General features: G+C 62.4%; 7 protein-coding genes. All 7 read right to left on the bottom strand.

The annotated features are described in order from the left end of the window. Positions 1-213 precede the first annotated feature (213 nt). Entirely contained in the window at positions 214-990 is a 777-nt protein-coding gene (locus CVS27_RS09415) for a 4'-phosphopantetheinyl transferase family protein (protein WP_103465484.1), read from the bottom strand. After that, positions 987-1,787, bottom strand: coding sequence for an ABC transporter permease (locus tag CVS27_RS09420; RefSeq protein ID WP_103465485.1), 801 nt, complete (start codon positions 1,785-1,787; stop codon positions 987-989). Before CVS27_RS09420 ends, CVS27_RS09415 begins: the two co-directional genes overlap by 4 nt. Continuing rightward, positions 1,784-2,788 (bottom strand): ATP-binding cassette domain-containing protein, encoded by a 1,005-nt coding sequence (locus tag CVS27_RS09425; RefSeq protein ID WP_103465486.1) that lies wholly within the window; start codon positions 2,786-2,788, stop codon positions 1,784-1,786. Before CVS27_RS09425 ends, CVS27_RS09420 begins: the two co-directional genes overlap by 4 nt. Further along, the gene (locus CVS27_RS09430) at positions 2,785-3,087 is read right to left on the bottom strand and encodes an MbtH family protein (RefSeq protein ID WP_306418488.1); all 303 of its coding nucleotides are present in this window, start codon (positions 3,085-3,087) and stop codon (positions 2,785-2,787) included. The genes CVS27_RS09425 and CVS27_RS09430 overlap by 4 nt, the downstream gene beginning before the upstream one ends. A gap of 6 nt (positions 3,088-3,093) precedes the next feature. After that, positions 3,094-13,515, bottom strand: coding sequence for a non-ribosomal peptide synthetase (locus tag CVS27_RS09435; RefSeq protein ID WP_103465488.1), 10,422 nt, complete (start codon positions 13,513-13,515; stop codon positions 3,094-3,096). Between the two features lie 61 nt (positions 13,516-13,576). Beyond that, complete coding sequence (locus CVS27_RS09440) at positions 13,577-13,837, bottom strand: hypothetical protein (protein WP_103465489.1); 261 nt, start codon at positions 13,835-13,837, stop codon at positions 13,577-13,579. Positions 13,838-14,635: 798 nt separating this feature from the next. Continuing rightward, positions 14,636-14,962, bottom strand: coding sequence for a hypothetical protein (locus CVS27_RS09445; RefSeq protein WP_103465490.1), 327 nt, complete (start codon positions 14,960-14,962; stop codon positions 14,636-14,638). Positions 14,963-15,205: the final 243 nt, after the last annotated feature.

Raw genomic sequence — 15,205 nt, forward strand, 5'->3', positions numbered from 1 at the left:
ATCGCCTATTGAGGAGGGTTCGGCTATGGGACGCCGGTGCGTTGGAGTCGTTCCGGTGCCTGCCAGGTGAGCAGATCTAGCGCGACTGGTGGGGATTGGAAGAGACTTTCAACGCGGGCATTGTGTAACGCGATGTGGGTCCTTTAGCATGACGTTATTATGGACGTACCGACAGGTAGCGGCCCGAAGTTGCGTCCGATTCGAAAAATGCTACTAGCTGGTCCTCGGGCTCGAGTAGTGCAGCCTGGAGGCAAACAGTGATTGTGCTAAGTCAAGCTCACGGATGCTGGCTCTGAGCGTCGATGCTACGGCAGCAGTGAGTCCGGCGGGTGCCCGTAGCCAAGCGATATGCAACCCGTCCAGATCCCCGTGCGAGGGGGCCTCGACGTCGACGGACCAGCCACTCGGCGTCGAAAGGCCCTGCTCCGCTGGTCCCAGATGCAGCCGTCGGGGCTCCACGGTCAGACCGTGTCCGTGGACTTTCAGTGCAGCTTCCTTGGCCACCCAGAGCCGGATGCGAGATTCGATATCGGAGCAAGCCAAGCCCGCCTGCTCCGTGGCTGATAGCGAGAAGTCGTCGAATCCCGCATGCAGACTTGCTGGCACTGATTCCAGATCGGCACCAAGAGGTATACCCGCAGGGCCGGATGCAACCAAGACCGTCTGCCCGGAACGCGAAAGGCTCAGGCTGGTTCCCTCTATCATTGGTTTGCCGTGCGGTCCGCCACAGCTGTGGCACTTCCTGTGGACAGCTAGCCCGGAGGATTTCTCCATGGGGATGCCAAGTACGTTTACGGCCATGGAACGGAACAGGATGTGGGCTCCGATGTATGCTCGGCCGTCGGCTGGGTTCCTAAACCTATCGGCAGTGTCGAGCTCGGCTCGAGGCAGCAGGGCGGTGGCACCGCCCCAGCGCCCTGCATAGTCGAGGACCCGCTTCGCGCTGGTGATCACAAAGTCAATCCCGGAGGGGCTGCTGCCCTCGGTCACCGCTTGCTGATCCTTACGTATTGGGAGATGGCCAAGGGGGCGAAGATGGCGATGATGGCTACGCAGCAAAGCACTGCGTAGAGCAAGGCGTTGTCCGCCGGCCAGCCGCTGGGAGGTGCGAACCCCTGAGGTTCGGCGTTGCCGAACAACTCGCGCACGGATGTAGCAACGGCCGTTACCGGGTTCCACTCCGCGAAGTTCCGCAAGGGGCCCGGCATTGACTGGACCGAGACAAATGCCCCGGAGATAAACGTCACCGGAAACAGCCAGATCAGGCCCAGACTTTGCGCCACCTCCACACTTCGTGCTGTTAGGGCGATCACGGCACCCACCCACGACACAGCAAAGGTGAACAGCAGAAGCAGTCCCATGGCTATCAAGGCAGGACCGAGGCCGTTCGTCATGCGCCAGCCGATTGCCAATCCGCACAAAAGCGTCACGGCGATGGAAAGCAAACTAGTCACGAGGTCAGCCGAGGAACGGCCCAGTATGACGGCGCCACGCGACATGGGCAGCGAGCGGAACCTGTCAATCAATCCCAGCTGCAGGTCTTTGGCAAGATAGACGGCTGTAAATGAGGCGTTAAACGTCAGCGTCTGGGCCAGTATGCCGCCGATCAGAAAGGTGCGGTATTCTGCACCTCCCAGAGTGCCACCAAAGACAAACGCCAGTAACAGGACAAACATAATGGGTTGTGCCACGCTGGTCACCATGGCACCAGGGGTGCGGATGACGTTGCGTAGATTGCGCCCGGCGATGACCGAACTGTCGCGCAGGGCTGCGCTAAGGCTGCTCATGATAGTAGTACCTCTTGGTCCTGGCCTACGCCGCTTGATGCTACATCGGTGGTGTTGGATGCTGCCGCAGCTTTGGGTCGCTGACCGGTCAACTGGAGGAAGACATCATCCAGGGTTGGTCGGCGCAGGGCTGCCTCGACCACCTGTAGCTGGGCTATTTCAAGATCTCCTAGGGCGCGAACCAGCATGTGGTGGCCGTCAGGGGCGGCAACGCTGACCTTGCTGGTCTGCCGGTCAATTTCCGGCGCCGCCCCGGCGATCCTGCCTAGAATTGCCGCGGCGCTGTCAACGCTGTCTTGTCGAACCAGCACAACGTCTATCCGTTCCGAACCAACTCGGGACTTCAGTTCGCTGGCGGTTCCCTCCGCGATGACGCGCCCGGCGTCAATGACAGCTATGTTGTCGGCCAGTTGATCAGCTTCCTCCAAATACTGGGTGGTCAGCAATACGGTGGTTCCGTTTCCGACCAGCGAGGAGATCACGGCCCAGGTGTCCAGCCGCCCGCGGGGATCTAGCCCGGTTGTGGGCTCATCGAGCACAACAACGGGCGGCCGTGCCACCATGGCACCGGCCAGGTCCAAGCGGCGTCGCATACCGCCTGAATATGCGCCGGACCGTTTACCGGCAACGTCTGAAAGGCGGAATTCATCCAGCAGTTCCGTGGCCCGGGCAGCCGAGGTTTTGCGGTTCATGCCATAGAGCCTGGCAACCATGACGAGGTTTTCGTATCCGGTTAACTTTTCATCAACGGCCGCATACTGCCCAGACAGGCCAATGGAGCGTCGAACGCTGTCCGGGTCTGCCATGACGCTGTGGCCGGCGACGGTCACCTCGCCGGCGTCCGGAGCCAATAGGGTGGTCAGAACCCTCACGGTGGTGGTTTTGCCGGCCCCATTTGGTCCCAAGAGTCCAAGCACCTGCCCAGGGAGAACATCCAGGTTCAGCTCATCAAGAGCCCGGAATGCACCAAAATTCTTGCACAGTCCGCGGACGCGGATCACTGAGAGGCCGCAAGTTCGGCAACCGTGCGCGGTGTCATGTCTGTCCAGCTCCGGGAGACGAAATCAAGACATTCTTGCCTACCGTCTGGGCCAAACATGACCATCCAACCCTTGGGAACATCGGCGAAAGAGGGCCACAGTGAGTGTTGCTGTAAGTCATTGACTAAAATACGGAAGGTTGCGTTCGTGTCATCAAATGGGTTCGTCACGTAAATTCCCTCAGATTCCTTGCTAAATTTCAACTGACAGGAAAGGGTCACGGAAGATTGCCGAAACAACCTTGCCGTGCCCCCAACCACTAATAGCTATTCGGTGCCCTCACCCAACCGGATTGCCAGAACAGGCATGATGTGAGCCAGTGCACCTTCGCTGAGCATCGCCGAGTGTCTGGCAGCCACTGGGGTGTCGTGAATCTGGCCGCTGACGAACGGCGTCCAGGACGCTGAGTTCGGTGAACCTTTCGGGACGTCCTCTGTAGCCCGGAAGACGTGTAAATCCCCGTCGAAGCGTTGCACCTGAGCTTCACGGATCATGCGGGCCAGGACCGAGAAGTTTTCCACCATGGCATTGAGGGACACCAGGGGAATACTGCCTAGGGCGTTGTGGTTCTCTCGCAGCACCTCCAAAACACGGGCGCCGTCCAAACTTGCCGCTTCATCTTCCGGCACAGGGAACCCGGCCGCGTGCAAGTAGTTTTGCCACAGTGCCGGGCCCGTGCCAACCTCGGCATTGCCTTCCTGCCGTGTCGGGAAAGCATCCAGTATGGCCAGAAACGCCACCTCGTGGCCCAATTCTTGGAGCCTCGTGGCGAGCCGGTGCACCAGGTTGCCACCAAATGACCAACCGATCAGGTGGTAGGGGCCTTCCGGCTGCACGTGGCGGATCTGGGCGATGTAGTCATCTGCAAGCTCCGTGAGCGTTGTGGCCCGTAACTGCTCATCTCCGCCAGGGAGCATGCCTGGCATCTGTAATCCGTACAGGGGCCGGTCCTTGTCCAGGTGTCGCAGCATGGCAGCGAAGCCCCAACTCACCCCGGTGGCCGGATGTACTGCAAAGAGGGGGGCCTTGCTCCCGGTGCTCCGTAGCGGCAGCAGCTGTCGCAGGCTGTCGGCCACGTTTTCCGTGGCACCCTTGGATGCTTCGGCTAACAACTGTTCCACGCTTGGGGAGCGGAACAATGCTTGGACGGGCAGCTCAGTACCCAATGCGTCGTTGATCTGGCTGACCAGCGGCTGCGCCAAGAAGGAATGCCCGCCCAATTCAAAGAACGACTCGTCGACCCCGACCTGCGGAAGATCAAGCACCTGCGCAAAGATCGCTGCAACAGTGGCCTCCCGGGGCGTCCGTGGCGCCCGGCCCGCACGGCGCTCCTGCCCGGCCGGGTCCGGCAGCGCCGTAAAGTCCACCTTCCCGTTGGTTGTTAAAGGGATGCGAGCCACGACGCCGACGGCGGCAGGAACCATGTAGCCGGGCAGCACCTGCTGCAGTTGGGAGCGGACCCGCTCAGATAGCTGCGCTGCATTGGGGGACTTCTTGTCGGTTTCCGTCTCGGCCACCACATATGCCACGAGCCGGGGAGTGCCGGGAAGTGCCGGATCTGCCGCTGCGTTGTGGACTATGGCCACAGCGGCGACCACGCCGGGCACGTCTCGCAGGGCACGTTCAACCTCGCCGAGCTCCACCCGGAAGCCACGGATCTTGACTTGCTGGTCGTTGCGGCCTTGGAAGCGGACTTCACCGGCAGCACTTCTTGTGACCAAGTCACCAGTACGGTACATCCGCTCGCCCGGCGCCCCGAAAGGGTCGGCGACAAATCGTTCGCTCGTCAGGTCGGTCCGGCCACGGTAACCGCGGGCCAGCTGGGCGCCGGCCAAATACAGTTCGCCGCGAACCCCGGCAGTCACATGCTGCAGGGAATTATCCAAAACGTATGCGCGTGAATTGCGGGTGGGCGATCCAAGAACAGGGTGCCTTGTGCCGGACAACGGGGCAAACAATGAGTCGACAGTCGCCTCGGTGGGGCCGTACAGATTCCAGGCACGAACCGTTCGGAGCAAGGAGAGCTCCTCCCAGAGTGCTGCGTCGAAAGCCTCCCCTCCCAGAGCAAGCCTCAGGATAGGGCTGCCGGAGGCGTCCCGGTCCCGGAGCATCGAGGAAAAGGCAGGCTCGGCCAACAACTGGCGCAGATAACCGGGGGTGGTCTCCCAAGCACCAATGCCATGGTCGGCGAAGTACCCGGCGAGCCGCTGGGGATCCAGACGCACCTCATCGGTGATGAGGTGCAGTTCATGGCCGTCTATCATCCACAGCATTGGATCCCAGGAGGCGTCAAAGCCGACGCCCGTCGTGTGGGCCACCCGCACCTGCCCCCGGGCGGTCCGCTCAGCGGCGTCGGGAAACAGGGTCTCCTGGTGCGAGGCCAGCAAATTCGCCAAGGCGCCGTGGCTGATTTCCACGCCCTTGGGACGTCCCGTGGAGCCGGAGGTGAACATGACGTAGGCAAGTTGCGACGCCGTCGGCTCCGACAAGTCCGCAGGGACACCGGCCGGGAGCGACTCCATAAGAAGGACGGCGGCATGGGTCAGTCCGGCCACCGCCAGGCTTGAACGCAGGGACCTTTCCAAGGAAGCCGTCGTGACAATGACGCCGGGGCCGGCGTCTGTCAGGATGGCCGCCACCCGCTCGGCTGGGTAATCGGCGTCGATGGGGTTGTAGACCGCACCGGCCCGCAGCACTCCGAGGGCTGCCACCACGGTGTCCACCGAGCGGGGCAGGTACACCGAGACTAGGTCTCCGGCCGCGATGCCTTGGTCACGGAGGATGCCAGCCAGCGTGCCGGTAGCGGTGTCGAGAGCGGCGAAGGACAGCGAGTGGGTACCGCAGGTCACGGCAGTTAGGTCCGGTGTCCTGGCAACAGTCTTGGCAAAGACTTCCAGTACGCTCGGGGCCGGGTGCGTGACGGCACCGGCCGTGGTGGCGACCAAGGCGGTGGTTTCCTCCGGTGACTGGATGTCTAACCGGGACAGGGAGCGGTCCGGGGACTGCACGGCCAGCCGAGCGAAGGTCTCCAACTGCGCGATCAGGGTGGATATCGCTTCACTGGTAAACATGGCCGCGTTATAGGCCAACGTGGCGGCCAAGCCTTGCTCGGGGCCCAATTCGCGGAAGGTAAAGGACAAATCGAACTTTGCTTCCCCGGTGGCTGTCTCGGGTTCGGGCAGGACCTGAACGCCGGGAAGTTCGACGGCGGCACGATCCATTGTCTCCACGGCCAGCATGGTCTGGAAGAGCGGGTGCCGGCCCAGTTCGCGCGGCGGATTAAGCGCCTCCACGAGCCGCTCAAAGGGCACATCGTCCTTGTCAAAGGAGTCTAAGACACTGCGCCGAGCGGTGGAGAGCAGTTCACGGAGGGTGGGGTTTCCTGAGGCGTCAAGGCGGATCGGTACGGTATTGACGAAAAAGCCAATCAATTCGGTCAGGGCAGGATCCGTGCGTCCTGCCGTCGGCGAACCGATTACCAAATCGTCTCCTGCCCCCAGCCGTGAGAGGAAACCACCCAGCATGGCGTGCAGAGCCATGAAGAGGCTGGCGTTCTGTGCCCCTGCCAAACCGGCCAGTGCAGCCGTGGTTTCGCTGCCAAGGGTGAAGGATTGTTGTCCGCCGGGCTGGCGGGCACCGGGTGCGCGTGAGCCTGCGCCAGGGAGCATCAGCTCGGAGGGAGCCCCGGCCAAGGCATCCTGCCAGGCCCGCAACTTGGCCTCCAGAGCACGCGCCGGCGCATCGGCTCGTAGTCCAGCAACAACTTCGTCCGGCACAGCCGCAATGGTTTCCGGAGCACCTTCCTGCACATGCCGTTGCCACAGGGCGAAGTCTGCATACTGCAGCCCCAAGGGGCGCTGCAGGGGGCTGGCCCCGCAGCAGCGCGCCGTGTAGGCGGTGGAGATGTCTCGGGCCAGGGGTGCCAAGGATGCTCCGTCGCTGGCAATGTGGTGGATCACCAGCTGGAGCACCCATTCGTCGTCGTCAAGGCGAATCAGAGTGGCGCGCAAGGGCAGCTCATGCAACAGATCAAAGCCACGGGATGCCCCGTCGGCGAGCAGGCGCGGCAATTCGCCAAGGGCGCCGGCCTCCTGGACCTCAAGCACTTTTGACACCGCAGAAGCAGGATGGATCAACTGTTCGGGGGTGCCATCGGTCGCGGGGTAGCTGGTGCGCAGGACTTCATGGCGTGCCACCAGATCATCGAGGGCTAGGGCAAGTGCTTCCTCGTTCAGGTCCCCGGTCAGCCGGACGGCGAGGACGATGTTGTAGTCGGCTGCGCCCGGGTCCAGCTGGTTGAGGAACCACAGCCGGGACTGGGCGTAGGAGAGCGGAATTTTGTTTGGGCGGCGATCCTTGGTGGCGCGGGTCCAGGCATCCACAGTTTGGCTGGGCACCTGGCCAGTGCGGACCGGGCCGCCGTCGGGGCGCGAGACCAGGCTCCCCAGCAGGGCTGCGGGGGAGGAGGACTCGAAGATGGCCCGCAGCGGCAGCTCAGCGCCGAATCCCTCGCGAATGGCGGCGACCAACGCAACGGCCAACAAGGAATGGCCACCCAAGGTAAAGAAGTCGTCGTCCATCCCCACCTCGTTGACGCCCAGCACAGTCCCGAAGATGGCGCACATCTTTTCCTCCAGGGCTGTGGTGGGGATTCTGGATTCGGTGCTGGCGGTGGCCGGGGCTGGCAGGGCGCGTTTGTCCAACTTTCCGTGTGAGGTTAGCGGGATCTCCGCCAAGGGGATCAAGGCCTTGGGCATCATGTACTCGGGGAGGCGCGCGGCAGCAAACTCGCGCAATTCTGCGGGGTCCGCGGTGCCGACGTAGTAGCCAATGATGCGCCCGGTGGCGCCGGAGTCCACCACAACCGCGGCACGCTCAACGCGGTCGTGGCTGGCCAGCACGCCCTCAACCTCGCCAGGTTCCACCCGGAAACCGCGGATCTTGAGTTGGTCGTCAGCCCGGGCCACAAATTGCAGCTCTCCACCTGGCAGCCGCCGGACCAGATCGCCGGTGCGGTACATCCTGGCGCCGTCGCGGTATGGATTGGCGATGAAGCGGCTGGCCGTCTCGGCAGGACGGTTGACGTAGCCGGTGGCCATGCCCGCCCCGGCCAGATAGAGCTCCCCGGTGACACCGTGGGGTACTGGTGCCAGAAAGTCATCCAGGACGTAGCTTTCCACGTTGCGGACCGCCCGGCCAATGTGGGGAACGGTGCCACTGATGCGGGTGAGCACCGAATCCACAGTGAACTCGGTGGGACCGTAGAAATTGTAGGCGGCGACTTGGTCGTTATCGCAGAGTTCCTGCCACAGCCCAGCCGGCACGCTTTCACCTCCCAGAACCAGCACCAGCGGTGCGCTCCGTGGGCTGTCCAGAAGGCCGGATTGCAGCAGGGCGCTGATATAGGATGGGGTGCTTTCCAGCACGGTGATGCCCTTGGCGGCACAGAAGGCCACGAGGGCCTGGGCGTCCGTGCGAATGTCATCGGCCACCATGTGCAAGGTGGCACCGGCGACAAGCCACAACATCGGGTCCCAGGCGGCGTCGAATCCCAGACCGGAGATGTGGGCGACGGCCGTGCCCTCCCCGTCTCCGTCGCCGAAGGTCTCGGCGACGATCGTGTGCCTGTGGTGCAGAAACAGGTTGGCCAGGGCGCCGTGCGTGACCTCCACACCCTTGGGAGTGCCGGTGGAGCCGGAGGTGTAGATGACGTAGGCCGGGTCGGCAGGGGCTATGCCGCTTAGCGGCACCGGAGGGTTGCCCCGCGTCCCGGCGGCCCGCAGCCCGTCCAGGTTTCCGGCGCCAATGGTCAGCCGTGGTGCGCTGTCGTCCAGGATCAGGCCGATCCGCTCGGACGGGTAGCTCAGGTCCACGGGCACATAGACGGCCCCGGCGCGGAGTACGGCAAGGGCTGCGCACACGACGTCGTTGCCGCGGGGGAGAGCTACGGCTACGCGGTCGCCGGCGTCCACCCCGGAGGCTACCAGGCCCGATGCCAGCAATTCCACGGCGGCGGACAGTTCGGCAAAGCTCAAGGTTGAGTGTCCGTCGCTGACAGCTGCGCGGCCGGGGTGGCGTGCCGCGGTGGCCGCGAATTCGGCAGGCACGGTCACTGCCCCGTTGTCCACCACGGGCCCGCTGCCCAGCTCACGTGTCTGTGCCGCCTCCAGTGGGGTGGACACGTGCAGGCGGGAGAGGGGTGTGTGGGGGTTGGCAGCAAATTGTTCCACTACGTGCTTGAACCTGGCGGCGATCAGGGCCGCCGTTGCGGGTTCAAAGAGGGTCGGGTCAAAGCCCAGAGAGCCAGTCATCCCCAAACCGGGACCGGTTTCTGCCAAGTCGAGGAGTAAATCAAACTTGGCACCTCCGGGCGCTGTTGTCCTGTCCGCGACGGCGTCCAAGCCTGCCATGGAGAGCTGTTCCGAGGCAGTGTTGGTGAGGGTCAGCATGACCTGAAAGAGGGGGTGGCGCTGTTGGGAGCGGGCGGGGTTGAGTTCCTCCACGACCCGCTCAAACGGGGCGTCCTGATTAGCGTAGGCGCGTAGGTTGGTGAACCTGACCGTGTCGATGAGTTCCCCGAGAGTGGGGTTGTTGGCGGTGTTGGTGCGCAGCACAAGAGTGTTGACGAAGAATCCAACGAGTTCATCCAGTGCTGTATCCGGCCGGCCGGCCACCGGGGTGCCGAGGGGAATGTCGGTCCCTGCGCCGAGCTTGGTGAGCAGGGCTGCGAACGCGGCCTGGAGCACCATGAAGAGGCTGGCGTTGTGATCCCGGGCTAGGGCGGAGAGCCGCTCATGAGTGGTGCCGTCGATCTCCACTGGGACAGCGTCTGCGGCCCATTGGCCTGTGCGGGTGCCACGGACGTGGTCGAAGGGAAGGGGTAGTTCCTCGGGTGATCCGTCCAGTTCAGCCTTCCAGAAGGCTAGCTGGCGGGCGAGCGGACTTTGCGGATCGTCTTCACTGCCAAGTTCATCGCGCTGCCAGAGGGCGTAGTCGGCATATTGCACGGGCAGTGGGGTGAATACCGGCAGTGTATTGCTGACTCGGGCTGAGTAGGCCGTGGACAGGTCGCGCGCCAGCGGGGCAAGCGACCAGCCGTCGGCGGCGATGTGGTGCAGGGTCAGCAGCAACACGTGGTCCCTGGCGCCGAGCTGGAACAGCGCGGCGCGCAGGGGTAGCTCGGTGGTGAGTTCAAAGCCACGGGCCGATGCGGCGCGCACCGCGTGGTCAAGGTTCTCCCGGGTGGTCTGCACTGCGGCGAGAGGCACGACGGCGTCGTCTACAGCCAGGATGCGCTGTTCCGGTTCACCGTCGGAGAAGGCGAAAATGGTGCGCAAGCTTTCGTGGCGGGCCACGACGTCGTTGAGGGCGTGTTCGAGCGCAGCCACATCCAACGGGCCAGATAAGTTCAGTGCAATGGGAATGTTATATGCGCCAGAGGATGGGTCGTAGCGGTTCAGGAACCATAAGCGGCGCTGGGCGAAGGAGAGCGGCAGCGGGTTGGGCCGGTCCTGGCGGGCAAGTGGATGGCGTTCCGGCGCGGGTGTGTCCAAAGTCCGGGCGATTCCGGCCACAGTGGGTGATTCGAAGACGGTGCGCAGCGCTGGTGCGGATCCGTTGCTTGACCGGAGCACTGCCACCAGACGGGTTGCCAGTAGGGAATGGCCGCCAAGTTCAAAGAAGTCGTCGTCGCGGCCAACCCCGTCAAGCCCCAGCACTTCCGAGAAGGCAGCGGCCACGATCCGCTCCGCGTGGTTGCGTGGGGCCTCAGTCATGCCGGCTGTTTCCGGTTCCGGCAGTGCCTTGGTATCCAGCTTGCCGTTGGTGGTCAGCGGGATCTGGGGGATCTGCACGATTGCCGAGGGGACCATGTAGTCGGGCAGGTTGTGGCGCAAGTCAGCGCGGATAGCAGCCGTGTCCAGTCTGTCCGTGCCGGTGATGTAGGCCAGCAGTTGGTCGTAGCCGGCACGGTTCTTGGCCACGACGACGGCGGCATGTCTCACGCCATCGGTGGCGCGCAGGGCCTCTTCGATTTCGGCCGGCTCGATTCGGAATCCCCTGATCTTGACCTGCTGATCGATCCGGCCGAGGAATTCTACGGCGGTGCTGGGTAGGCGTCGGACAACATCGCCGGTGCGGTACATTCGGGAACCGTCCGCAGCAAAAGGATCGGCGATGAACCGTTCGGAGCTGAGCTGGGGTTGGTCAAGATAGCCCCTCGCCACGTTGTGCCCTGCCACATAAAGCTCGCCAATGGCATTGCTGGGCACAGGGTTCAGCCCAGAGTCCAGGATGTAGTGGCGGCTGTTGGCCACTGAGGAGCCCAAATGTGGGGTGGACCCGGGTTCCATGATGGCCGTCATGCTGTCCACGGTGGTCTCGGTCGGGCCGTAGAAATTGTAGGCGGTGACACCCTTGGCTTGTGCCAGCAGCCCCCACAACGTCGGGTCCACCGCTTCGCCGCCCAAAGCCACCACGGAAGGGTGGAACTCGGCGTCGAACAACCCTTCGGCGAGGAGGACCTTGGCGAAGGACGGTGTGGTCTCAATGCTGTCGATTCGGCGCTCGCTCAGATAACTTGCCAGTGCCTGCGGGTCCCGGCGCGTGAGGTCGTCAACCAGGTGAAGTTCGTGCCCGGCCATGAGCCATAAGATCGGGTCCCATGAGGCATCGAAGGAAAGTCCGGCTGTATGTGCTACGCGCAGGGTGCGCCCTAGCCTCGCCTCGGCGGGGCGAAAGATGTCCTCATTGTGAGAGGTGAACAAGTTTAACAGGGCGCGGTGTTCCACGCCGACGGCCTTGGGGCGCCCGGTTGATCCGGAAGTGAAGATGACATAGGCGAGGTCATGCTGGCCCGCGGCAGTGTTCCTCAGAGGGTGATGGGGGAGCCGGACCAGCACTTCAGACATGGCTTCTCCATCAAGCACCACCTCTGGGCAGGGGCTATCGATGTGTCTAGGTGACTGAGAGTCGGAAAGCTCGACGACGGTCAGCAGCAGAAGAGGCTCGGCGTCTTCGAGCATCCCGCGCACACGTCCCGCGGGGTAGTCCGGATCGATCGGGACATAGGCGGCACCCGACTTCAGGATGCCCAGGATGGCTACGCCCAGCTGCTTGCTGCGCTCAAGTCGAACGGCCACAGCGGTGCCAGGCCCGGCACCGCGGCCACGCAGGTAATGGGCCAATTGGTTGGACTGCTGATCAAGTTCAAGGAAGCTGAGATGGCCGTCGCCTGCGACTATGGCATGGGCATGGGGTCTCGCAGCCGCATGGACCAGGAATTCTTCGACGATTGTGTGTGATGGCAGGCTTCGGGATTCGGACCCGCCCATGGCCAGCAGCTCTTGCTCTTCCTCGGGTGTGGTGACGGTGAGGGACGCGGCAGTGGAGTCCTCGCCGCTGGTTATGCGTTCCAGCAGTAGCATGAATCGCTGCAGGTGGTCTTGGAGGGTCTCGGGTGTGTAGAGGGCGGCATTGGCCTCGAACTGGATGGTTACGTGGTTTTCCTTTCCAGCATTATGGCCGTGCTGAAGACCATGGATGATGATCGACAGATCGTCGATGGGGCCGGTAGAAAGTACATGCATGGTCCCGGCCGAGGTGCCGAAGTTGATGTCATCAATGATGGGAAGGATGTTTACCGACGGTCCAATGTAGCTGGGGCGTCCGGCTAAGTCTTCCTGGCGGAAGCGCTGGTGGATCAGCGCATTGCGTAGTGCCCCGCCGGCTTTCATGACTGTGCCTTCGATGGTGTCATGGGGCTTGAGGTGAATACGGACTGGGACGATGTTTGAGAGCATCGATGGTACTGACTTCGCCAGGGCACCGCGCCGGGCCGTGACCGGGAGAGCTAGAGTGATGTGCCGTTCGGCTGTCATCTTGTGCAGGTAGAGGGCTACAGCGGCAAGAATGACGGCCGGGGCGCTGGCGGCGCCATCGGCTAGTCCACTGACAACCTGCTGGGGGAGTTCGCCAGTAACCCGGAGAAGTGCCGAGGCATTTCGGTTGGGCCGCCCATGCAGACCAGTCGGAGGTTCCGTCACGGACCGTTCCCAAAAATCTTGGTCGGCCACGGCTTGACGAGAACCCGGATAGCCCGACTCTTCCGCCAAGAGAGCATCAAGTGGTGGGAAGGGCGTGGAAATGTCTGGGCCGGAAGAGTGCACCAGCATTTCGTTGTAGATCAGAGCAACGCGTTTGAGCACCAGGACAGCAGAGTATCCGTCCAGCATCAGGTGATGGACGCGTTGATAGAAGAAGTACCGGTCGTCCGTGAGTCGGAACAATTCCACCCGGAGTAGTGGGTCTGCGGCCACATCACGCGCAGTGGCGAGATCCTTGTCCATTACGCTCCGGGCATGTGCCTCAGCGGTTCCTGCATCACCCTCCAAGCCGCGCAAATCAGTCACGACCAGATGCGCCGGCGACGGCGAGATCACCTGATAGGGACCGCCGTCGTCCTCGGCGAACAGCACATTCAAGGCATCCGTTTCAGCAATGGCAATCAGGACGGCTTGACCCAGCAGGCGGGCGTCAACGTCACCGCAGATGTCTACAAACTGCGCAATCTGGTACATCGAGTTTTCCGGGTCGAGGTTTTGGGCGTACCAAATCCCCCTCTGAGCCGTGCTAAGTGCACGGCGGGTGCCGGTGGCGGACGAAGACTGGGAATTCGAATACTGAGGCATAGTCCTTCTCGCGATGGCGGTGGTCCGGCGAAGCGCCGGGGAATGCTGTGGATCCTTGCCGTTATTGGAACTGGCCCAATTGGAAGGGGCCGAACGGAATGGAGAGCAGCGGGCCGTTGATGAGGGGAGCGGTCAGCAGCGGTCCCGAAATGAGAGTGCCATTAAGGAAAGAGAACGAAGGACTGTCAATGGCTGACGCTGAGGTGGTGGGTTCGGCGATGGTTGTCGCCGCGCTCGCAGGAACAGCACCGACGGTCAGTGCGCCAATGATCATTCCACCGGTGACGGTAAGAGTTCCAAAGTTTTTAATTGACTTGTGCATAGTTGATCTCCTGGTGTTGTCGTCAAGTTTCTCTCGCTGCGAGCGTTGAACTGCTAGAGCGCGTTACTAATGCATTCGGAGCCGCCGCAGTTCTGGATGGGTGCGGATGCCCGGAGGCTGAGGTTGGGTGCGGCGCTACTGGGTGCGATCCGGGGCAGCAACATTCGCAGCTGAGCTCCAGGACATCGTCTTATGGTGGGCACTAGGCGAATGAGTCCGCGAGATTACTTGACGGCTATAGCGCTGTACATCGGCTGATTGGAGGTTCAATTCCGGCTATCGCCAGGGGTGTCTGGGTAGGTGTTCCCTCTCTGGATCCCGTGTTGCTGCGGTGGCGAGGGTGGCAGCGACCGTGCGGCAGTGGCGAATATGGCAAATATCAGCAGGTGAGGCGGGATCTGCAGCCACCATTTGACCAGAACGAGTTCGTGGCTAGGGCCGAGTAGGCGTATGACGTCACCCGCCAGTTTCATCTCAGGACGCCGACGGTGAAGTTGAATAGAGACCCCGGGTAACGGCTTGTGAAGAGAATTGCGAAGCCACCAATAGTCGTAGTGATAAAGACGGCGAACCACAGCCCGCGAGACAACTGTGGGTCCAATTGTCAGGAGAGCCTTGCAGGATAGTGTCCCTTCGGCACAACTCTGGTGGGGAGACTCGCCGTCGTCCTTGCCAAGATGTTGGGGGCTCCTCTGCGGGCATGAGGCTCAATTCAGTGGGTTCTGCAACTTGTCTCCCCCCCGTGTCCTAGCTTCGACGACGGGACTCGTCGGCCCAGACCGATGGCTCTTATGACAATCAACCCGCACCAAGGATCAGGGATGCCATGCCGCCAATCAAAGAGGCAGCCGTGAAGGCTCCAAACAATTCTGAGGGGAAACCTGCCTGCGTGTTCACATTGGCATTGGCGTTCGCGTTCATGATTACAACGACCCAGACACCACTGCGCAAATCCATGGTGATTTGCTGCGTGCCGGCTCCGGAAGCAGACTCAGCCCAAAAGCCTTGCTCTGTTGGTGGATTTGGTACTGCAGGTCCTGGTACGTCGTCGTAGCTCACCTTGAACGCTGACGTTTCGATACCGTTGATTTTGCTTGCGTGGACGCCCCGGAGGTACTTGTCCATTGCAGCCCGTGGCCCAATACCAATGAACACCTGACCGCCGAGTGCAGTGGATGCGAAGCTAAGACGGATGGCGCCAAGGTCAAAGTGAACCTTGTGGAGCCCGATACTGGGACGATCGAAGGCCCTACTGTTGCCCGAAACTGTCCGGCCGTGTTCGGGAGAGTGAGAGCCGCGGCACCTAGACACTTTTTGTGACTGAATCGTAAAAAGATGAGTGTCACGGGCTGAAAAAGATGACCAGAA

It is taken from the genome of Arthrobacter glacialis (genome assembly GCF_002909445.1).
In the GTDB taxonomy this organism is placed as follows: domain Bacteria; phylum Actinomycetota; class Actinomycetes; order Actinomycetales; family Micrococcaceae; genus Specibacter; species Specibacter glacialis.

Coding starts and splice junctions, on each gene's coding strand:
- CVS27_RS09445 (WP_103465490.1), bottom strand. CDS start 14,962: ATGGACAAGTACCTCCGGGGCGTCCACGCAAGCAAAATCAACGGTATC.
- CVS27_RS09420 (WP_103465485.1), bottom strand. CDS start 1,787: ATGAGCAGCCTTAGCGCAGCCCTGCGCGACAGTTCGGTCATCGCCGGG.
- CVS27_RS09440 (WP_103465489.1), bottom strand. CDS start 13,837: ATGCACAAGTCAATTAAAAACTTTGGAACTCTTACCGTCACCGGTGGA.
- CVS27_RS09435 (WP_103465488.1), bottom strand. CDS start 13,515: ATGCCTCAGTATTCGAATTCCCAGTCTTCGTCCGCCACCGGCACCCGC.